We start from the raw sequence: 19,237 nt of genomic DNA, 5'->3' as shown, positions 1-19,237 counted from the left end.
AGTCAAAAACCGTGATTTTTTCACGATTTTTTCACAAACTGAAATTACTCACATTTCCGGAAGATTTCCATAGTGTAGGTAGGATGTTTCTGAAATGTTGCAGATCGCCACTGGTCCAGAACTGTGCAGGTGCAGGTTCAGGGTCGCCGACGGCCAGAAGATCGCGCTCACTCAGTAAACGCTTGAGCTGGCGGGCCACGGCGGCACCGGTGTCGATAAGGATGATGCTGGGGGGCAGCATCTGCGCCAGGAGCGGCTTGAGGAAGGGATAGTGGGTGCAGCCGAGGATGATGGTGTCGCAACCGGCGCTGAGCAGCGGTTCGATGTAACCCTGCAATAACTGGCGCAGGGCGGGGCTGTTCAGGTCGCCGGTTTCAATCAGCTCCACCAGGCCCGGGCAGGGTTGGGTGATGACCCGAACATCAGTGGCGAAGCGGTCCAGCAGCGCAGCGAACTTGGCGCTTTGCAGCGTGCCGGTGGTGGCAAGCACACCGACCACGCCGCTGCGGGTGGCGGCGGCAGCAGGTTTGACAGCGGGCTCCATGCCCACCAGTGGCCAGTCGGGATAGTCCTGGCGCAAGTCGGCGACGGCCGCGACGGTCGCGGTGTTGCAGGCAATCACAAATGCCTTGGCGCCCTTGTCGCGGAGAAACGCCGCGACCTGCCGCGAGCGCTCACGAATAAACGCCGGGGTTTTCTCGCCATAGGGGATATGCCCGCAGTCGGCCACGTACAGCAGCGACTCATGGGGCAGCAATTGCTGGATTTCGGCCAGTACCGACAAGCCGCCAACACCGGAATCGAACACACCGATTGGCGCGCCCTTAACCATGTTGGGTCCCGCACACGCTGCAGCCAGGGTCACGCTTGACGCGTAGCTCGCGAAAACGCGTGGTCAAGGCATCGATAAGCAACAGGCGGCCTACCAAGGGTTCGCCGAAACCGGCCAGCAGCTTCAAGGCCTCCAGCGCCTGCAGGCTGCCCACCACCCCCACCAGCGGGCCGGCCACGCCGGCTTCGCTGCAGGTAAGTTCGGTGTCGCTGCCGTGCCCATATAAACAGTGGTAACACGGGCTTTCGGCGCGACGCGGGTCGAACACAGACAATTGGCCTTCAAGGCGAATCGCCGCGCCGCTGATCAATGGCTTTCCGGCGGCAACGCAAGCAGCGTTGACCGCCTCGCGCGTGGAGAAGTTGTCGCTGCAATCGAGCACAACATCGACCGCACCTACCGCGGCAGCCAAGGAGTCGGCATCCAGCGCCGTGCGGTGGGCAATCAGCTTGATTTCGGGGTTGATGGCGCTCAGGCGGCGCAGGGCTGAATCGACCTTGGTCTGCCCGACGCTGTCGGTGTCATGGATAATCTGGCGTTGCAGGTTGGTCAGGTCGACCGTGTCGAAGTCCGCCAGATGCAACTCGCCCACGCCCGCGGCCGCCAGGTAAAGCGCAACGGGTGCGCCCAGGCCACCAAGCCCCACGATCAATGCACGGCCGTTTTTCAGGCGCAACTGGCCGTCGATGTCGACATGTTGCAACAGAATCTGTCGGCTATAGCGCAACAGCTCCTGATCGGTCAGCACGGCCGGCGTCCCAGCGTGATGCGCTCGTGTCCGCCGAGATCGATACGGCTGTGTACCTCTTCAAAGCCTTCACTCAGCAGCAGATCGCGCACAGCCGGGGCCTGGTCGTAACCGTGCTCCAGCAACAGCCGGCCACCGACGTTCAGGTGAGCGGGGGCTTCTTTGATGATCAAGCGCAGGTCGTCCAAGCCATCATGACCGGCCACCAATGCGCTGGCCGGCTCGAAGCGCACGTCACCGGCCACCAGGTGTGGATCATTGTCGGCAATATACGGCGGGTTACTGATGATCAGGTCATAGGTATGACCCTGCAACGCGCTGAACCAGTGGCTGTTCAGCACCGCTGCGTTATCGAGGTGCAGGCGCTGGCGATTGCGCTCGGCCAGGGCCACAGCTTCCAATACACGGTCGACAGCGGTGATCTGCCAGGCTGGGCGCTCGCTGGCCAGGGCTAACGCGATGGCCCCGCTGCCGGTCCCCAGGTCGAGGACCTTGGCGGGCGTGGCTGGCAACAATTCCAGGGCGGCTTCCACCAGCAGTTCGGTGTCCGGACGCGGGATCAGCGTGTGCGGCGCGACCTCCAGGTCCAGCTTCCAGAAGCCTTGCTGGCCGAGGATATACGCCACCGGCTCACCGCCGCGACGGCGTTGCAGGTAGCCGGCAAAGGTCAACGCGTCTTCACTGCTGACAATTTTTTCCGGCCAGGTGTGCAGGTAGCTGCGGGACTTGCCCAGCGCAGCCGCCAGCAGCAATTCGGCATCCAGGCGCGCGGTGGGCGAGTCGGGCAGATCAGCGGCGCGCAGCAGGCTGGCAATGATGGTCATTTATTCACCTATCGCCGCTAATTGATCGGCCTGATACTCGGCGAGTAACGGCTCGATCACCGCGTCGACGCCACCCGCGAGAATTTCGTCAAGGGAATAAAGGGTGAGGTTAACCCGGTGGTCGGTGACCCGGCCCTGGGCAAAGTTGTAGGTACGGATACGCTCGGAACGGTCGCCCGAACCCACGAGCAACTTGCGCTCGCTGGCAATCGCGTTCGCGGCGGCGCTGGTCTGCTGGTCATTGAGCTTGGCCGACAGCCACGACATCGCCCGCGCACGGTTTTTATGCTGGGAACGCTCTTCCTGGCACTCAACCACGATACCCGACGGCAAGTGGGTGATACGGATCGCCGAATCAGTCTTGTTGACGTGCTGACCACCGGCGCCCGACGAGCGGTAAGTATCGACACGCAAGTCAGCCGGGTTGATCTCGATGGCTTCCTGCTCGTCCGGCTCAGGCAACACGGCGACGGTGCACGCCGAGGTGTGGATGCGGCCTTGGGATTCAGTCGCCGGAACGCGCTGCACGCGGTGTGCACCGGACTCAAACTTGAGCTTTCCGTAGACGTTATCGCCTTCAACCCGCGCGATGACTTCTTTATAGCCGCCGTGTTCACCTTCGTTCTCGGAGAGGATTTCGACCCGCCAGCCGCGACGCTCGGCATAACGCGAATACATGCGGAACAGGTCGCCGGAAAAGATCGCCGCCTCGTCACCGCCAGTGCCGGCACGGATTTCAAGGAACACGTTGCGCCCATCGTTCGGGTCCTTGGGCAGCAACATGCGCTGCAGGTCGACTTCCAGCTCGGCCAGCTTTTCCTTGGCCTCGCGGACCTCCTCCACGGCCATTTCACGCATGTCCGGGTCGCTGTCCTTGAGCAGCGCCTGGGCGCCTTCAAGATCGGCCTGCACTTTCAGCAAGTTTTTATAGGTGGCCACAACCGGCTCAACTTCGGCGTATTCCTTGGAATAGGCGCGGAACTTGGTCTGATCGGAAATGACCTCGCCATCGCCGAGCAAGGCGGTCAGTTCTTCGAAACGGTCCTGGAGCACGTCCAGTTTATTGAGCAGTGACGCTTTCATTGCGGTTTTTTATCCGAAGAGCTTTCTGACGCGCCCTCACCGAGGGCAAAGAGTTCCTGGGCCATGGCCAGCGCATCGAGGCGGCCTTCGGCAGTAAGCTTTTTTAATTGTACGCTGGGGGCGTGGAGCAACTTGTTGGTGAGGCCCCGGGCCAGTTGCATCAGCACCTCTTCAGCGCTGCTGCCATTGGCCAGCAAGCGCTGGGCTTTGACCAGCTCCTCGTCGCGCAGGCGTTCGCCTTGCTGACGATACGCCTTGAGCACATCCACCGCCGCCAATTCACGCAGGCGCACCATGAAATCTTCGGCGCCGGTGCTGACCATTTCCTCAGCAGCCTGGGCTGCACCCTGGCGGCTCTTGAGATTTTCGGCGACCACTTCGTGCAGATCGTCAACGCTATAGAGGTAAACGTCGTCCAACTCGCCGACTTCGGGTTCGATATCGCGGGGAACGGCGATATCCACCATAAAGATCGGTTTGTGCTTGCGCAGCTTCAATGCGCTTTCGACCGCGCCCTTGCCAAGGATCGGCAACTGGCTGGCGGTAGAGCTGATGACGATATCGCTGCGCACCAGTTCGGCCGGGATGTCAGACAGCAACACGGCATGCGCGCCGAACTGTTCGGCGAGGATGCTGGCGCGCTCAAGCGTGCGGTTGGCGACCACGATCCGCTTGACCCCCAGGTCATGCAGGTGACGGGCGACCAGGGTAATGGTCTCCCCCGCGCCGATCAACAAGGCCTGGCTGCGTTGCAAATCACTGAAAATCTGCTTGGCCAGGCTGACCGCAGCAAACGCCACGGACACCGGGTTTTCACCAATGGCGGTGTCGGTGCGTACCTGCTTGGCGGAATTGAACGTGGCCTGGAACAAGCGCCCCAGCAGCGGGCCGACGGTTCCGGCCTCGCGCGCTACGGCGTAGGCGGACTTCATCTGGCCGAGGATCTGCGGTTCACCCAACACCAGCGAATCGAGACCGGACGCCACACGCATCATGTGACGAACTGCCGCATCCTCTTCATGCACATAAGCGCAGGCACGCAGGTCATCGAGGCTCAAATGGTGAAAATCGGCCAGCCAGCGCAGCACTACATCCGCTGAAAGATGTTCCTGCTCTATATAAAGCTCGGTGCGATTGCAGGTTGAAAGGATCGCAGCTTCGCGACTGTCGGTGAGCCGGCAGAGCTGCTGCAAGGCCTCAACCAACTGCTCTGGCGTAAACGCCACGCGCTCGCGCACGTCTACGGAGGCAGTCTTGTGGTTAATACCGAGTGCGAGGAAGGCCATTCAAGATCGCTGATGATGTCGGGAAGCCGACAATTGTCCTACTTCGAAAGATTCAGAACAACCACCGTCGTCTATTGTCCCTATATGTTGTGCCTATGAAAGGCGTCCGCTGAGTCTCGGTTATGTTTGGCCGAAGGCTTGTGTCATGATGATCCGACCGCAGGTTAGTCGTCCTCTTCCTATATGAATAGATCTTCCGCGTTGCTCCTTGCTTTTGTCTTCCTCAGCGGCTGCCAGGCCATGGCACCCGTGTCGCCGGACGGTACACCGCCCGTAGAAGACAGCACCCCCGCCCCTGAAAAGCCCAAGGTTTATTCCTCGTTCAGTGAAGAAACGGTGTTCAGCCTGCTGAGCGCGGAGCTGGCCGGCCAGCGCAATCGCTTCGATATTGCGCTGGACAATTACGTGACCCAGGCCATCAACACCCAGGATCCGGGGATTTCCGAGCGGGCGTTTCGCATCGCCGAGTACCTGGGCGCCGACCAGGCTGCGCTGGACACGTCGCTGATCTGGGCGAAAAACGCACCGGACGATCTGGAAGCACAGCGAGCCGCGGCGATCCAACTGGCGCGCGCCGGGCGCTATGACGACTCCATGGTCTACATGGAGAAAGTCCTGCAGGGCAAAGGCGACACCCATTTCGACTTCCTCGCGCTGTCAGCTGCCGACACCGACCAGGACACGCGCAATGGCCTGATGAAGAGTTTCGACCGCCTGCTGCAAAAACATCCAAAGAACAGCCAGCTGGTTTTCGGCAAGGCCTTGTTGCTGCAACAGGATGACGAAGCCGACGCAGCGCTGAAGCTGCTGGAGCAGAACCCGCCGGAAGAAGGCGAAATCGCCCCGATCCTGCTGCGCGCACGCCTGCTGCAGAACCTCAATCGCGGCAAGGAAGCCATTCCTCTGCTGGAAAAAAGTATCAAGAAGTATCCGGATGACAAGCGCCTGCGCCTGACCTACGCACGCATGCTGGTCGAACAGGACCGCATGGAAGACGCCAAGGTGCAGTTCGCCAACCTGGTGCAGCAATACCCGGACGACGACGAGCTGCGTTACTCCCTGGCGCTGGTATGCCTGGAAGCCAAGGCGTGGGACGAGGCCAAGGGTTATCTGGAAGAGCTGATCCAGCGCGAAAGCCATGTGGATTCGGCGCACCTGAACCTCGGCCGTATCGCCGAAGAACGCAACGACCCACAGGCCGCCTTGCTCGAATATGCCCAGGTCGGCCCCGGCAATGACTACCTGCCAGCCCAATTGCGCCAGGCCGATATCCTGATGAGCAACGGCCGCACCGATGAGGCGGAAAAACGCCTGACCGCCGCCCGCGATGCCGAGCCGGACTATGCGATCCAGCTGTACCTGATCCAGGCCGAGACTTTGTCGGCCAACAATCAGGGTGAGCGCGCCTGGAAATTGCTGCAACAAGCGTTGCTGCAATTCCCTGACGATTTGAACCTGCTGTACACCCGCGCCATGCAAGCGGAAAAACGCAATGACTTGGCGCAGATGGAAAAAGACCTGCGCCTGATCATCAAGCGCGACCCGGACAATGCGATGGCCCTCAATGCCTTGGGCTACACCTTGTCCGACCGTACTACGCGTTACGACGAAGCCAAGGCACTGATCGAACAAGCCCACAAGCTCAACCCGGAAGACCCGGCCGTACTCGACAGCCTGGGCTGGGTGAATTACCGCCTGGGCAACCTGGACGAAGCCGAACGCTTGCTGCGCCTGGCGCTGGAACGCTTCCCCGACCAGGAAGTCGCCGCGCACCTGGGCGAAGTGCTGTGGGCCAATGGCAAACAGCGCGAAGCACGTCAAATCTGGGAAAAATTCCTCAAGGAACAACCCGAAAGCCCCATCCTGCGCAGCACCATCAAGCGCCTGACCGGTTCCGAGACCCTTTAAGCTTATGTTCTTGCGCCACATCGTAGTGTTCAGTTTTATCGCCCTGCTCGCCGGTTGCGCGGGTTTCGGTGCCCGTGAATCCGTTGAGGGCCAGGGCAACCCGGCGCAATGGAAACAACACAAAGACCAGCTCAGCAGCATCGATGGCTGGCAGATCGAAGGCAAAGTCGGGGTTCGCGCCCCCAAAGATTCCGGCAGCGGCACGTTGTTCTGGCTGCAACGCCAGGATTACTACGACATTCGTCTCTCCGGCCCGCTGGGCCGGGGTGCCGCACGCCTGACCGGCAGACCGGGGCAAGTCAGCCTTGAAGTGGCCAACCAGGGGCGCTATGAGGCGACCTCGCCGGAAGTACTGCTTGAAGAACAGATTGGCTGGAAGCTGCCGGTTTCCCACCTGGTATGGTGGGTACGCGGCCTGCCAGCGCCTGACAGCAAAAGCCGTCTGAGCCTGAATGGCGACAGCCGCCTGGCTACCCTGGAACAGGATGGCTGGCAAGTCGAATACCTAAGCTACGTAGAACAAAGCGGTTACTGGTTGCCCGAGCGCATCAAACTGCACGGTACCGACCTTGACGTCACGCTGGTGATCAAGGACTGGCAACCGCGCAAGCTGGGGCAATAACGTGACCGTACAAACGCTGACCTTGCCCTCCCCGGCCAAACTCAATTTGATGCTGCATATTCTGGGTCGCCGCGAAGACGGTTATCACGAGTTGCAGACGCTGTTTCAATTTCTCGACTACGGCGATGAGCTGACTTTTGCCGTGCGCGACGACGGCGTGATCCAGTTGCACACCGAGTTCGACGGCGTTCCTCACGACAGCAACCTGATTGTGAAGGCCGCCAAAAAAATAAAGGAACAATCCGGCTGCCCGCTCGGCATCGATATCTGGATCGATAAAATCCTGCCCATGGGCGGTGGTATCGGTGGCGGCAGCTCGAATGCCGCAACCACATTGCTGGGCCTGAATCATTTGTGGCAACTGGGTTGGGACCATGATCGCCTGGCTGCGCTGGGTTTGACGCTGGGTGCTGATGTCCCGGTTTTCGTGCGCGGGCACGCGGCTTTCGCCGAGGGTGTGGGGGAGAAACTCAGCCCGGAATACCCCGAAGAGCCGTGGTACGTTGTGCTTGTTCCGCAAGTATCTGTAAGTACAGCAGAAATTTTTTCAGATCCGCTGTTGACACGTAACTCTCCTCCCATTAAAGTGCGCCCCGTTCCCAAGGGAAACAGTCGAAATGACTGCTTACCGGTTGTAGCAAGGCGTTATCCAGAGGTACGTAACGCTTTGAATTTGTTAGGTAAATTTACCGAAGCAAAATTAACCGGAACTGGAAGTTGTGTGTTTGGGGGCTTCCCAAGCAAAGCTGAAGCTGATAAAGTCTCGGCCCTTCTTACAGAGACCCTTACAGGGTTTGTAGCAAAAGGAAGCAACGTTTCGATGTTGCATCGCAAGCTGCAAAGTCTGCTCTAAAAGGAATCGAGTGTTAGGCACTCGTTGCAACAGATACAGGGGCGTCGCCAAGCGGTAAGGCAGCAGGTTTTGATCCTGCCATGCGTTGGTTCGAATCCAGCCGCCCCTGCCATTTTCCTATACTCATCCAGGTTACCCTCAGCCTCTAGGTACTGCGCGTGTCCAAGATGATGGTCTTTACGGGGAACGCCAACCCCGATCTGGCTCGACGTGTCGTACGTCAGCTGCATATCCCTCTCGGTGACATCTCTGTCGGTAAATTCTCCGACGGCGAAATTACAGCCGAGATCAATGAAAATGTCCGCGGTAAAGACGTCTTCATTATTCAGCCGACCTGCGCTCCGACCAACGATAACCTGATGGAACTCGTCGTGATGGCTGATGCCTTCCGCCGCTCCTCAGCGACTCGAATCACAGCTGTAATCCCTTACTTTGGTTATGCCCGTCAGGATCGCCGTCCGCGTTCCGCACGTGTGGCTATCAGCGCGAAAGTCGTTGCTGACATGCTGACCGTGGTAGGTATCGACCGTGTTCTCACGGTTGACCTGCACGCTGACCAAATCCAGGGGTTCTTCGATATTCCGGTAGATAACATCTACGGCTCCCCAGTATTGGTGGATGACATTGAAGACCAGCGCTTTGAAAACCTGATGATCGTGTCCCCGGACATTGGTGGCGTCGTGCGCGCACGGGCTGTTGCCAAATCCCTGGGCGTTGACCTCGGGATCATCGACAAACGCCGCGAGAAAGCCAATCACTCTGAAGTGATGCATATCATCGGTGATGTCGAAGGGCGTACCTGTATTCTGGTTGATGACATGGTCGACACCGCCGGCACCCTGTGCCACGCGGCCAAAGCCTTGAAAGAGCACGGTGCAGCTAAAGTCTTCGCCTACTGCACACACCCTGTGCTGTCGGGCCGAGCGATCGAGAACATCGAGAATTCCATGCTGGACGAACTGGTGGTGACTAACACCATCCCGTTGTCCGCTGCTGCTCAAGCCTGTTCGCGTATCCGTCAACTGGATATCGCACCGGTAGTTGCCGAAGCGGTTCGCCGTATCAGCAACGAAGAATCGATCAGCGCGATGTTCCGTTAAGGGTCAAACCTTCGGTACACCTCACTGACGAAAAGCGCCCCGCCCCAGCATACTGTTGGGGCGGGGCTTTTTTTGCCCATATCGCCTTTAGCGCTGGTCGCAAACGCTGGGGCGAATGTGGTTATTTTGGAGATACAACATGAACGATTTTACTCTGAATGCTGAAGTGCGTTCCGACCTGGGGAAAGGTGCGAGCCGCCGCCTGCGTCGTCTCGCAAGCCTGGTTCCAGCTGTAGTTTACGGTGGCGAAAAAGCCCCTGAATCCATCAGCATGTTGGCTAAAGAAATTGCCAAACTGCTCGAAAACGATGCGGCCTACAGCCACATCATCGAGCTGAACGTCGGTGGCAAAAAGCAGAACGTCATCATCAAGGCTCTGCAACGCCACCCAGCCAAAGGCCACGTGCTGCACGCTGACTTCATCCGCGTTGTAGCCGGTCAAAAGCTGACCGCTATCGTGCCTGTGCACTTCATCGGTGAAGAAGCTCCAGTCAAGAAAGGCGGCGTTGTTTCCCACACCGCCACCGAGCTGGAAGTAAGCTGCCTGCCGAAAGACCTGCCTGAGTTCATCGAAGTCGACCTGTCGGCTGCTGAAATCGGCACCATCATCCACCTGTCCGACCTCAAAGCCCCTAAAGGCGTTGAGTTCGTAGCACTGGCTCACGACGACGACAAGGCTGTTGCCAACGTCCACGCGCCACGTGTAGTAGCAGAAGATGAAGAAGGCGAAACCGCTGCAGAGTAATTTGCTCTGTAACGTCGGAGCTTGAGGAAACATCGCGGACCGAAACGTAGCGAGAAAGCGGGCGATAACGCGAAGTTTATCTCTGGATAAGTTAGCTTCTGTCGTCCACTTTCGCCGCAACCAGGTTGCGGCGATGTTATCCACAACTCCAAAGGAAGGGCCCCTGTCGTGACTGCCATTAAACTGATCGTTGGCCTGGGAAATCCAGGCGCCGAATACGAACAGACCCGGCATAACGCGGGGGCCCTTTTTGTTGAGCGCATCGCCCACGCACAAGGTGTAAACCTTGCGGCCGATCGCAAATATTTTGGCCTGACCGGGCGCTTCTCGCATCAGGGTCAGGATGTTCGTCTGCTGATTCCCACCACCTACATGAACCGCAGCGGCCAGTCTGTCGCGGCGCTTGCGGGCTTCTTCCGGATCAAACCCGAGGAAATCCTGGTGGCCCATGACGAACTGGACCTGCCACCCGGCGTTGCCAAGCTCAAGCTCGGCGGCGGGCATGGCGGGCACAATGGCCTGCGCGACATCATCGCGCAGCTGGGTAATCAGAATAATTTCTACCGTCTGCGGCTCGGCATTGGCCACCCAGGCGTTGCCAGTATGGTTTCAAATTTCGTCCTGGGTCGTGCGCCACGCGCCGAACAGGAAAAACTCGATGCCAGCATCGATTTTGCCCTCGGCGTGCTGCCGGATATCTTCGCCGGTGAATGGAACCGCGCGATGAAAAACCTGCACAGCCAGAAGGCTTGACTCTTACCGAGGGGAAACACCATGGGATTCAATTGCGGCATCGTCGGCCTGCCCAACGTCGGCAAATCCACCCTGTTCAACGCCCTGACCAAGTCCGGTATTGCAGCGGAGAACTTCCCCTTCTGCACCATCGAGCCCAACAGCGGCATCGTGGCTATGCCGGACCCGCGCCTGGCGGCATTGGCGGCCATCGTCAATCCCAAGCGCATCCTGCCGACCACCATGGAATTCGTCGACATCGCCGGCCTGGTAGCCGGTGCGTCGAAAGGTGAAGGCCTGGGTAACAAGTTCCTGGCCAACATCCGCGAAACCGATGCGATCGCCCACGTGGTCCGCTGCTTCGAAGACGAGAACGTGATTCACGTCTCCAACAGCGTTGACCCGAAGCGTGACATCGAGATCATCGACCTGGAACTGATCTTCGCCGACCTCGACAGCTGCGAAAAGCAACTGCAAAAAGTCGCGCGTAACGCCAAGGGCGGCGACAAGGACGCAGTGGTCCAGAAAGGCCTGCTGGAGCAGTTGATTGCTCACTTCACCGAAGGCAAGCCTGCGCGCAGCCTGATGAAGAACATGAGCACCGACGAAAAAGCGATGATCAAGGGCTTCCATTTGCTGACGACCAAGCCTGTGATGTACATCGCCAACGTTGCTGAAGACGGCTTCGAGAACAACCCGCTGCTGGACGTGGTCAAGGCCATTGCCGACGAAGAAGGCGCGATCGTGGTTCCGGTGTGCAACAAGATCGAAGCAGAAATCGCCGAGCTGGATGACGGCGAAGAAAAAGACATGTTCCTCGAGGCCCTGGGCCTGGAAGAGCCTGGCCTGAACCGAGTGATCCGCGCTGGCTACGAAATGCTGCACCTGCAGACTTACTTCACCGCCGGTGTCGAAGAAGTCCGCGCCTGGACCGTCAAAGTCGGCGCCACCGCGCCACAGGCTGCCGGCGTGATCCACACCGACTTCGAGAAGGGCTTCATCCGCGCCGAAGTGATCGCCTACAACGACTTCATCCAGTACAAGGGCGAAGCCGGTACCAAGGAAGCCGGTAAGTGGCGCTTGGAAGGTAAGGAATACATCGTTAAAGATGGCGATGTGATGCACTTCCGTTTCAACGTGTAAGTGCTGCCTGCGGTTTATACCGAGCTAAAAAAAGCCGATGCATTGCATCGGCTTTTTTGTGGGCGCTTGAACGAACTCGAATGTCGGGAAATTTGAAACTGCTAGATAAAATGACAAAATTCCTGAGCGTGAAACTTGCTCTAACACTTTAAAAACACAAAAAACTTATAACTAATTACGGCACTCAGAAAAATACCAAGCCGCTAAAAACTACTTACTATAATTTTAAGATTTCTCTTACGCAAAACTTAAAAAAAAACACAAATCAACACTTGTAATTTTTTAATTTTTTCAAATTACACACTTCACCTCCCCCAAAGTTTTGCCCCCATCATGACAACATAAAAAAATCCTGATTAACTAAGAACATAGGGAGATAGCCCTCTGAAAGCGGCCTCTGCATTGGAGCAAATTGCTATGTCGACGATTAGCCAGAACAGGCTCATAACAGATATAACCTTTCCTGATTGCCCGAGCATCCAAACAACTATAAACAATACCGCCACTCTTGATATAGATATTCTCTTGCTGGGAGAAACAGGTACCGGTAAAGATACACTGGCACAACACATCCACTACCTCTCCCACCGCAAGGGAAACTTCATTGCGGTTAACTGTGCCGCCATCCCGGAAAGCTTGGCCGAAAGCCAACTGTTCGGCGTCAATAGCGGCGCGTACACCGGTGCAGTACAGTCACGAGCAGGCGTCATCGAGGCCGCACACCTGGGCACCTTGTACTTGGACGAGATCGATAGCATGCCACTCGCATTGCAAGCCAAGCTGTTACGGGCGCTGGAGTCGCGGGGTGTTGAGCGCTTGGGCTCAACCCGGTTCATACCGGTGGACATGCGTGTCATCGCGTCCGCCCAACAATCACTGCATGAGATGGTCGAGCAAGGTAGGTTCAGACGGGACCTGTATTTCCGCCTTAATGTTGTCAATATTAGTCTTCCCCCACTGCGTCATCGGCGCGAACGCATCATCCCTTTATTTCTGAACATGACTCGGCAGGAAGCCGCCTACTATCACTGCACTACTCCCTGCCCCTCCAGCGAACTACTCCAGCAACTGCTATGCCATTCATGGCAGGGCAATGTGCGCGAACTACGCTCTACGGCTAAACGCTTTGTATTGGGCTTGACGCCCCTGGCGGCGGCTGAGGTGGGCATTCCGCGAATCAAGTCGAGTCTTAAAGAGCGAATGCAACAAATCGAAAAAGTACTGATCGAGGAATCTCTACACCGCAACGCTCACTGTGTGGATGGCGCAGCGAAGGAATTGGGAGTGGCCAAGCGGACGCTATATTACCGAATGAAACAACTGGACATATTATTGAGTTAAGGCCGCAGGCTCATCCACTGAAAACCATGACTTTCCACCAACAATGACACACTCTAAACGGCGCGTTTACGCTCGCCAAGAACTATACATGAAAGCCATGATTGTTCAAAAAGATGCCGCAACATTGTGCAAGTATTACATCGAGAGCAAAGCTGGAAGACCGTGCAATATTTTGAAATGCCATGGTGTAAATATCTGGAACTAATTAATTTCGAGCACCACTCATTTTGTGGTCCTAGACGGATGACCATGTACTCCTGACATCCGAATATCGGCCCACGTGATGCGAACACTCAAATTGAAAATTGGAGATATACCTATGATTCCAAGTTCCAGCAATTCGCCGTACAGCGGATATAACGCATACCAAAACGCTGACACTCAAATGGAGGGAGAAAAGCAGCGAGCCAAAGAGGACCAACTTATAGCCGCTAAAGACATGAATGACGCAAAAAAAGATTCATACGACAAAGCCACCATTCAAGCGCGAAACTAATAAAGCTCATCTCCCCGACTCATGGTCGGGGAGATGGCAATAAACGATAAACAGACAACGTTTACTCCTGATCGCCGGACGGGCGCCAATCCATCACTCTTCATACGCCAGGCTCTCTATGAAAACTACAGAAGCTGTAAGATCAACGCGTAGTGGTTTCGCCGCTAATGAGGCAGACCTCGCCTCTCTGGCATCCCATTCGGATGTGGACTTCTTCAAATCGGCACTTGCACACTCAAGCCAGCCGATTACTGCCCTCTTGCAAAACTCAAATATATTAACTGTCGCGTCCTCAGAGCTTTCTAGTACAACAGACCAACTCAAAAAGACCCTGAAGGGTATAAGCAAGAAGGGCAATGAAGAACTGCTCGGCAAATTCCCGAACCAACTGTCCAATGCGTTGTTTCAGTCGCAAATCCTGGTGAAGAGCCTTGGCAAAACAACCCAATGTATCGACAAGATTTGTAATTTGCAGTAGGTAGGTATGAATCATTTTCTGCCCGTAGTGTTGCTCGTGTTCCTGACATTTGTGCTGAACGGTTGCGGCGACCGTGTCGAACTCCACAGCAAACTGACCGAACAAGAAGCAAATGAAGTCATTGCAGAACTTGCAGACAAAAATATTCGCGCCCAAAAAGTCGCAGCCAAAGATGGCGTTGTCGTTGCTGTCGATGCGCGAGACATTGGGCGCGCAGTACGCACGCTCGAAGCGGCAGGCCTACCCAGATTGGCGCGAACCACGCTAGGCGATACGTTTCGCAAGGAAGGCGTTATTTCAACGCCCCTTGAAGAGCGTGCTCGCTACATCTATGCCCTATCACAAGAGCTTGAATCCACCTTATCCAACGTTGACGGTGTCATTGTCGCTCGAGTGCATGTGGTACTCCCCGAACGCATAGCCCCAGGCGAACCGGTCCAGCCCGCCTCGGCTTCAGTCTTTATAAAGCACGATGCACGTCTCGACCCCGACCACATCCGGGCACGTGTTCGCAGACTCGTGGCGAGCAGCCTCCCCGGTATGACTTCAGCCGTGGACAATCCGCAAAAGCTCACCGTGATATTCGTGCCAGCGACCGCGTATCAGGAACAGCAACATATGGCTTACTTCGGTCCGTTTCTCGTCCCCGAGAGTGACATCGGATTCTGGCAAGTCAGCGTTACGTCCTTGCTGATCGGCTTAGTGCTAGCGGCTTCTACCCTATTGTTCTTACGCCATAAGCGACAGCAAGCATTCTTGGCGCCACTGCCAGTTGACCATTCAGCCTCATGATGCCTGGTAACGACGACCTGATTAAAGAGGGTTTGACGTGGGCTCAGTGGTGGGCGCTCCCATGGCGATACGCCCACGAAGACTGGAGATCTGTCGATAAGTACGCGGCCATAGAAACGCTTTATCGCAATGGCATTTCAATGAACCTCAACGCTGTTGGTATCGCTCCCTGCTTGCCCCCGCCCCCTACTCCCACTCTACTTCGACTGGTTCTTGCCTCGTCCGAGCAGCTCAACTTAATACTCTTGCTGATTCACTGTACGTTCAATCCTGTGCCAGTAACCCCGTTGAGCAAAGATCATCAGCTGTGGTGCATGCGTCTTTCCAGGGCCCTTCCTCCGGACATACTGTTACCCAACGATGATCCGCTGCAACTGCTCCATAACTGGGTTGAGCCCGCCATTTGGCAGCGTCTAAGACTGCGTTTCCCCTATGAACGCGTGCTTGAGATGGAGAAAAAATATTCTCCACTTGAAAGTGGACACGGCCGCCTGGACACACTCTGGCAAGCGTTCGTTTGGCGTGCTACGACCATGGCACGCGTTAACACTCATTCTGACTCGAACGAGCAAGGAGCATAGCGATGTTCTGCCGACGCACAATTGAAGTTCAAAAGGACAACCTTGAGTTGGCGCAAACCCTCATCTCGCGCCAGACGCTTGCTGACTTCTCGCAGGGCAGCCAACTACTGAGCCACGCCACGGCACAAGCCAATAAGCTGCTGACTGAAGCTAATGAAGAACGTGAAGCAATGCTGGAGAGGGCTGCGTTTGAAATATGGCAACGCGCGGACGCCCAGTTCAAGCGCTGGGAAAGTGAACGTCAGAGAATGTGCGACGACTTGGAAAGGTACGCCACCTCAGTCGTCAATCAAGCCATCAACAGACTGCTTGACGATACCGCAGAACCGAAACGTCTGGCAGCTCTGCTCAGGCATCTTATAGCGGTTCAGCTCCCAGAAGTCAGCGCGACACTACTCTGCCATCCCCTTGAAACAGAGATCGTAAAACGATGCTTCGCCCACCAGAGGTCCACGCTCTGGAAGCTTCAACCTGACGAAACTGTCGAGCCTCAAACGCTAGTGCTTAAAACAGATGAGGGAGACTTCCGTATCAGCTGGAGTTCAATGCTTGAAGCGCTTGGACAACATTAGAGCGCGTAGTCAAAAAAACAAACTCACGTAAGATTTTTTTCAAAGTCGTATAAAAAAGGAACTGATCACTGGAGGAAAGCCACAACCACAGCATCAGCAAACACATCAGGAAAGAAAATATGGACTTCTATAAATTAGCACCGCAACTTTTAAGCAGTCGAAACGCTGTCAAGAAACAGTTTGACAATGCCATGGACGACGCCATGCAAGATCCTGGTGACCTAAGCGAACTCTCAGCGATATTCGGAAAATTATCGAGGGATACTTTTTACACTCAGTTGGCACAGCATGAACATGGCCGTGCCACCCACATGATGTACAAAACGACATTTGATAGCTTTCAGTAAATTGAACAGTTTACTTATTAAATGGTTTAACAGCGGCGAAAAACAAATTAGCTTGTCCGAAGACGATTTTGAAATAGTCTTGCAACGTCATGCTTGCACTTTGCACTTAAGTGTCCAACTGACCCGCCAAGCACCCGATAACTCGCAACTGCAAACATGGATACGGCTGGGAGGCGCGAGCCTGAATCGCTTCCACGGCGCGCTCGCTCAAGCACCCACCAATGGTGCGCTCTGGCTAATCCAGTGTCTGCACGCAGATCAAGGCGAACAAACCCTGATCGATTCTCTCGAAGCCCTGCTCAACCAACGCGACACCTGGCGAGCTGTTGCCGCACGCCTTTCCCGCCCCCGCAAGAGCGTGACTCCCACCTTGCTACGATCAATGACGCACTAATCAGAGAACTCTCCATGTATTCACCACCTTTCAAGCCTGAGTACTTGCAAACGGACTCATCTGGTGCACCATCAAAACGAGCCCGTTGGGGTTGCTTGATAGTGATGCCTTGGTTGCTTAGCCCAATGGAGACCACACTTGCTGCCATTCCACCCGAATGGAAAAACACCGCCTACGCCTATGAGGCCGAACACAAACCTCTACGGGAAGTGCTCGAAGACTTCGCCCAGACCTTCGGCACGCAATTGCAAATCGAGGGCCTGCTGGAAGGCGACGTCAACGGCAAGATCCGCGCGAATACCCCGCAATCCATGCTGGACAGGCTGGGCGTCGAGCACCGTTTTCAGTGGTACCTCTACAACAACACCCTCTTCATCAGCACACTGGACCAGCAGGAGTCCGCGCGCCTGGAAGTTTCCTCGGAAACGATTGCCGACCTCAAGCAGGCGCTGACCGATATCGGATTGCTCGACAGCCGTTTCGGTTGGGGCGAGTTGCCCGAAGACGGCGTGGTACTCGTCTCCGGCCCCAAGCGCTATATCGATCAGATCAAGCAGTTCAGCAGTCAGCGCCGCTCGCCGGATGAGAAGCAGAGCGTGCTGAGTTACCCGCTGAAGTTCGCCAGCGCGGCGGACCGTCATGTGGATTATCGCGGAGAGAAGCTCACCGTACCTGGCGTCGCCACTATTCTGCGGGGGCTGCTGGAACCACGTTCTGCTCCTGCGCTCACTGGACTGAGCCAGCGCCCGACGTCCCAGCCTGCCCCGCTCCCCCCCAACATCCCTCGGCTGGGTAACCCATTGCTAGGCCAAATGCTCGGTGCAAATGGCAATAGCGGTCAGTTCGACGCAGCCCCCGCATTGACCCCGCGCGCGCCCGTCTCCAACAGCCGGATACGCGTCGAAGCCGATCTGCGCAACAACGCGGTGCTGATCTACGACTTGCCGGAACGCCAGGCCATGTACCGTGAGTTGATCACGCAACTTGACGTCGCGCGCAAGCTGATCGAAATCGATGCGATCATTCTGGATATCGAGCGCACGCAATTGCGCGAATTCGGGGTGAACTGGGGCTTCCAGAACAGTCGTTTCCGGGGTGGCGTGAACATGGCACCCGGCACCTCGTCGCAGTTATCGATCGAGAACCGTGATCGTTTCTACGCAGATATCCGCGCGCTGGAAGCCAAAGGGCTGGCAACCATGGTCTCAAACCCCTCGGTGCTCACCCTGGAAAACCAACCCGCGGTGATTGACTTCAACCGCACCCAATACCTGACCCCCGGCAGCGAATACGCAACTATCTTACCGGTCACCGTGGGCACCAGCTTTCAGGTCGTACCCAGGGTCACCACCAGCCGCGGCGTTCACCAGATCCATTTGGCAGTGGATATTGAGGATGGCAATTTCGACGAGACCAACCCCGACCCCAATCACTTGGACGTGCGCCGGGGCAAGGTCAGTACCCAGGCCGTCATGGAGGAAAAGCGCTCGCTGGTGGTCGGCGGTTTCCACGTCACTGAAAGTTCTGACAGGCAAAAAAAGATCCCCCTGCTGGGGGATATTCCACTGTTGGGCAAGGCGCTGTTTTCATCGACCGAACGCCAGAATAATCGGCGTGAGCGCTTGTTTATCCTCACACCACGCGTTATCGGCGACCAGGACGACCCGTCCCGCTACTTGCCGCAAGCCGACCAGGCCGAGCTACAAGCCGCTCTCACACCACTGGCCAGGCGCTACTCCCCCCATGAGCCGGTGATCAAGCGCAGTGACATCATCGGCACCCTGGCACGCCTCGTCAGCGGGGAAGTGCCCAAGGCGTTCAAAACCGCGCCGATGCCTCTGGGGCTGAACACCTTGTGCAGCACCCGAGACTTGCTGGCATTGAATACCGAACGCAGCCAGTGGTACGCCGGCCCGGAATACAACGTGGCGGTCGTGGTGTTGCGCAACCAGTTCAAGCGCAACGTGCGTATCGATGAAAAGGAATGCAGCAACTCGCAGACCCTCGCGGTCACCGTATGGCCACGTGCCTGGCTCAAGCCAGGTGAAGAAGCCGAGGTATTTATCGCCATGCGCCCCGTGTTGAAGGATGAACATATCAGTGTGCCCCGTCCGTCCTTGATCACTTCCGATAAAAAGGCTACGCCATGAAACTTAGACTTTTGTGCATAACCCTGATCGGCGCAGCGGTGCTCATCACCGGCTGTACGCCCACCTGCAAAGGTGATTCGTGCTCACGCCCGCAATCGACCAAGGACAAGATGGTGATCTGGTGGCCGCCGCAGATGCGCGTCGAACCTGGCCCCGCCGGTGAGCGGGCGGATTACCAGACTGTGTCGCTGGAACGATGAGGTCTCAGGA

20 protein-coding genes and 1 tRNA gene are annotated in these 19,237 nt (G+C 56.7%); 16 read left to right on the top strand and 5 right to left on the bottom strand.

What is annotated here, in order from left to right; translation table 11 throughout:
- Positions 1 to 31: 31 nt before the first annotated feature.
- The 5 genes from murI to hemA are packed head-to-tail and all read right to left on the bottom strand — an operon-like array spanning position 32 to position 4,773.
- A complete protein-coding gene (murI, locus tag AB4O35_RS09700) occupies positions 32 to 832 on the bottom strand; it encodes a glutamate racemase (RefSeq protein WP_065875196.1) in 801 nt (266 codons plus the stop codon).
- Entirely contained in the window at positions 825 to 1,580 is a 756-nt protein-coding gene (locus tag AB4O35_RS09695) for a molybdopterin-synthase adenylyltransferase MoeB (RefSeq protein ID WP_065875197.1), read from the bottom strand. Before AB4O35_RS09695 ends, murI begins: the two co-directional genes overlap by 8 nt.
- On the bottom strand, positions 1,574 to 2,404 hold the full coding sequence (gene prmC, locus AB4O35_RS09690) for a peptide chain release factor N(5)-glutamine methyltransferase (protein ID WP_065875198.1): 831 nt from the start codon (positions 2,402 to 2,404) through the stop codon (positions 1,574 to 1,576). Before prmC ends, AB4O35_RS09695 begins: the two co-directional genes overlap by 7 nt.
- Positions 2,405 to 3,487 carry a peptide chain release factor 1 gene (gene prfA, locus AB4O35_RS09685; protein WP_065879658.1) on the bottom strand — a complete coding sequence of 361 codons (1,083 nt, stop codon included), beginning with the start codon at positions 3,485 to 3,487 and terminating at the stop codon, positions 2,405 to 2,407.
- Positions 3,484 to 4,773 (bottom strand): glutamyl-tRNA reductase, encoded by a 1,290-nt coding sequence (gene hemA, locus AB4O35_RS09680; RefSeq protein ID WP_065875200.1) that lies wholly within the window; start codon positions 4,771 to 4,773, stop codon positions 3,484 to 3,486. Before hemA ends, prfA begins: the two co-directional genes overlap by 4 nt.
- 183 nt (positions 4,774 to 4,956) lie before the next feature.
- Here hemA and AB4O35_RS09675 point away from each other — a divergent pair, with 183 nt between their 5' ends.
- The 16 genes from AB4O35_RS09675 (at position 4,957) to hrpT (ending at position 19,227) form a co-directional block, all read left to right on the top strand.
- The gene (locus tag AB4O35_RS09675) at positions 4,957 to 6,681 is read left to right on the top strand and encodes a tetratricopeptide repeat protein (protein WP_065879659.1); all 1,725 of its coding nucleotides are present in this window, start codon (positions 4,957 to 4,959) and stop codon (positions 6,679 to 6,681) included.
- Positions 6,682 to 6,685: 4 nt separating this feature from the next.
- Entirely contained in the window at positions 6,686 to 7,303 is a 618-nt protein-coding gene (gene lolB / locus AB4O35_RS09670) for a lipoprotein insertase outer membrane protein LolB (protein ID WP_049710107.1), read from the top strand.
- A 49-nt stretch (positions 7,304 to 7,352) separates the two neighbouring features.
- Positions 7,353 to 8,156: a 4-(cytidine 5'-diphospho)-2-C-methyl-D-erythritol kinase gene (gene ispE / locus AB4O35_RS09665; protein ID WP_189683732.1), complete on the top strand. Its 804-nt coding sequence runs from the start codon at positions 7,353 to 7,355 to the stop codon at positions 8,154 to 8,156.
- Between the two features lie 37 nt (positions 8,157 to 8,193).
- A tRNA-Gln gene (locus AB4O35_RS09660) sits at positions 8,194 to 8,268 on the top strand.
- 46 nt (positions 8,269 to 8,314) lie between these two features.
- Complete coding sequence (locus AB4O35_RS09655) at positions 8,315 to 9,256, top strand: ribose-phosphate pyrophosphokinase (protein ID WP_003208392.1); 942 nt, start codon at positions 8,315 to 8,317, stop codon at positions 9,254 to 9,256.
- Between the two features lie 139 nt (positions 9,257 to 9,395).
- Entirely contained in the window at positions 9,396 to 10,001 is a 606-nt protein-coding gene (locus AB4O35_RS09650; RefSeq protein WP_065875203.1) for a 50S ribosomal protein L25/general stress protein Ctc, read from the top strand.
- A gap of 168 nt (positions 10,002 to 10,169) precedes the next feature.
- Entirely contained in the window at positions 10,170 to 10,754 is a 585-nt protein-coding gene (gene pth / locus AB4O35_RS09645) for an aminoacyl-tRNA hydrolase (RefSeq protein WP_017529915.1), read from the top strand.
- A gap of 21 nt (positions 10,755 to 10,775) precedes the next feature.
- The gene (gene ychF / locus AB4O35_RS09640) at positions 10,776 to 11,876 is read left to right on the top strand and encodes a redox-regulated ATPase YchF (RefSeq protein ID WP_065946194.1); all 1,101 of its coding nucleotides are present in this window, start codon (positions 10,776 to 10,778) and stop codon (positions 11,874 to 11,876) included.
- 417 nt (positions 11,877 to 12,293) lie between these two features.
- Positions 12,294 to 13,217: a sigma 54-interacting transcriptional regulator gene (locus AB4O35_RS09635; RefSeq protein ID WP_065875205.1), complete on the top strand. Its 924-nt coding sequence runs from the start codon at positions 12,294 to 12,296 to the stop codon at positions 13,215 to 13,217.
- Positions 13,218 to 13,831: 614 nt separating this feature from the next.
- Positions 13,832 to 14,191, top strand: coding sequence for an EscI/YscI/HrpB family type III secretion system inner rod protein (locus AB4O35_RS09630; RefSeq protein WP_225930677.1), 360 nt, complete (start codon positions 13,832 to 13,834; stop codon positions 14,189 to 14,191).
- 6 nt (positions 14,192 to 14,197) lie between these two features.
- Positions 14,198 to 14,983, top strand: coding sequence for a type III secretion system inner membrane ring lipoprotein SctJ (gene sctJ / locus AB4O35_RS09625; protein ID WP_065875206.1), 786 nt, complete (start codon positions 14,198 to 14,200; stop codon positions 14,981 to 14,983).
- Between the two features lie 583 nt (positions 14,984 to 15,566).
- Positions 15,567 to 16,136: a type III secretion system stator protein SctL gene (gene sctL / locus AB4O35_RS09620; RefSeq protein WP_065875208.1), complete on the top strand. Its 570-nt coding sequence runs from the start codon at positions 15,567 to 15,569 to the stop codon at positions 16,134 to 16,136.
- 119 nt (positions 16,137 to 16,255) lie between these two features.
- On the top strand, positions 16,256 to 16,483 hold the full coding sequence (locus AB4O35_RS09615) for a hypothetical protein (RefSeq protein WP_065875209.1): 228 nt from the start codon (positions 16,256 to 16,258) through the stop codon (positions 16,481 to 16,483).
- Position 16,484: 1 nt separating this feature from the next.
- A complete protein-coding gene (locus AB4O35_RS09610; protein ID WP_083207171.1) occupies positions 16,485 to 16,877 on the top strand; it encodes a type III secretion protein in 393 nt (130 codons plus the stop codon).
- A 104-nt stretch (positions 16,878 to 16,981) separates the two neighbouring features.
- Positions 16,982 to 19,027, top strand: a complete 2,046-nt coding sequence (gene sctC, locus AB4O35_RS09605) for a type III secretion system outer membrane ring subunit SctC (RefSeq protein WP_371915022.1) — start codon at positions 16,982 to 16,984, stop codon at positions 19,025 to 19,027.
- The gene (gene hrpT, locus AB4O35_RS09600; protein WP_065879661.1) at positions 19,024 to 19,227 is read left to right on the top strand and encodes an HrpT family type III secretion system protein; all 204 of its coding nucleotides are present in this window, start codon (positions 19,024 to 19,026) and stop codon (positions 19,225 to 19,227) included. The genes sctC and hrpT overlap by 4 nt, the downstream gene beginning before the upstream one ends.
- The last annotated feature ends 10 nt before the right edge of the window (positions 19,228 to 19,237 follow it).

This window comes from Pseudomonas sp. H1_A03 (genome assembly GCF_054685145.1).
The sequence above is the reverse complement of the archived record's forward strand: the minus strand, read 5'-3'. Positions and strand labels throughout refer to the sequence as shown.

Excerpts from the sequence above, each read along its gene's own strand:
- prfA (WP_065879658.1), bottom strand. The coding sequence starts at position 3,487 with ATGAAAGCGTCACTGCTCAATAAACTGGACGTGCTCCAGGACCGTTTC.
- AB4O35_RS09630 (WP_225930677.1), top strand. The coding sequence starts at position 13,832 with ATGAAAACTACAGAAGCTGTAAGATCAACGCGTAGTGGTTTCGCCGCT.
- AB4O35_RS09615 (WP_065875209.1), top strand. The coding sequence starts at position 16,256 with ATGGACTTCTATAAATTAGCACCGCAACTTTTAAGCAGTCGAAACGCT.
- lolB (WP_049710107.1), top strand. The coding sequence starts at position 6,686 with ATGTTCTTGCGCCACATCGTAGTGTTCAGTTTTATCGCCCTGCTCGCC.
- murI (WP_065875196.1), bottom strand. The coding sequence starts at position 832 with ATGGTTAAGGGCGCGCCAATCGGTGTGTTCGATTCCGGTGTTGGCGGC.
- AB4O35_RS09675 (WP_065879659.1), top strand. The coding sequence starts at position 4,957 with ATGAATAGATCTTCCGCGTTGCTCCTTGCTTTTGTCTTCCTCAGCGGC.
- sctC (WP_371915022.1), top strand. The coding sequence starts at position 16,982 with ATGCCTTGGTTGCTTAGCCCAATGGAGACCACACTTGCTGCCATTCCA.
- hrpT (WP_065879661.1), top strand. The coding sequence starts at position 19,024 with ATGAAACTTAGACTTTTGTGCATAACCCTGATCGGCGCAGCGGTGCTC.
- sctL (WP_065875208.1), top strand. The coding sequence starts at position 15,567 with ATGTTCTGCCGACGCACAATTGAAGTTCAAAAGGACAACCTTGAGTTG.
- hemA (WP_065875200.1), bottom strand. The coding sequence starts at position 4,773 with ATGGCCTTCCTCGCACTCGGTATTAACCACAAGACTGCCTCCGTAGAC.
- AB4O35_RS09650 (WP_065875203.1), top strand. The coding sequence starts at position 9,396 with ATGAACGATTTTACTCTGAATGCTGAAGTGCGTTCCGACCTGGGGAAA.
- sctJ (WP_065875206.1), top strand. The coding sequence starts at position 14,198 with ATGAATCATTTTCTGCCCGTAGTGTTGCTCGTGTTCCTGACATTTGTG.
- ispE (WP_189683732.1), top strand. The coding sequence starts at position 7,353 with ATGCTGCATATTCTGGGTCGCCGCGAAGACGGTTATCACGAGTTGCAG.
- prmC (WP_065875198.1), bottom strand. The coding sequence starts at position 2,404 with ATGACCATCATTGCCAGCCTGCTGCGCGCCGCTGATCTGCCCGACTCG.
- AB4O35_RS09635 (WP_065875205.1), top strand. The coding sequence starts at position 12,294 with ATGTCGACGATTAGCCAGAACAGGCTCATAACAGATATAACCTTTCCT.
- ychF (WP_065946194.1), top strand. The coding sequence starts at position 10,776 with ATGGGATTCAATTGCGGCATCGTCGGCCTGCCCAACGTCGGCAAATCC.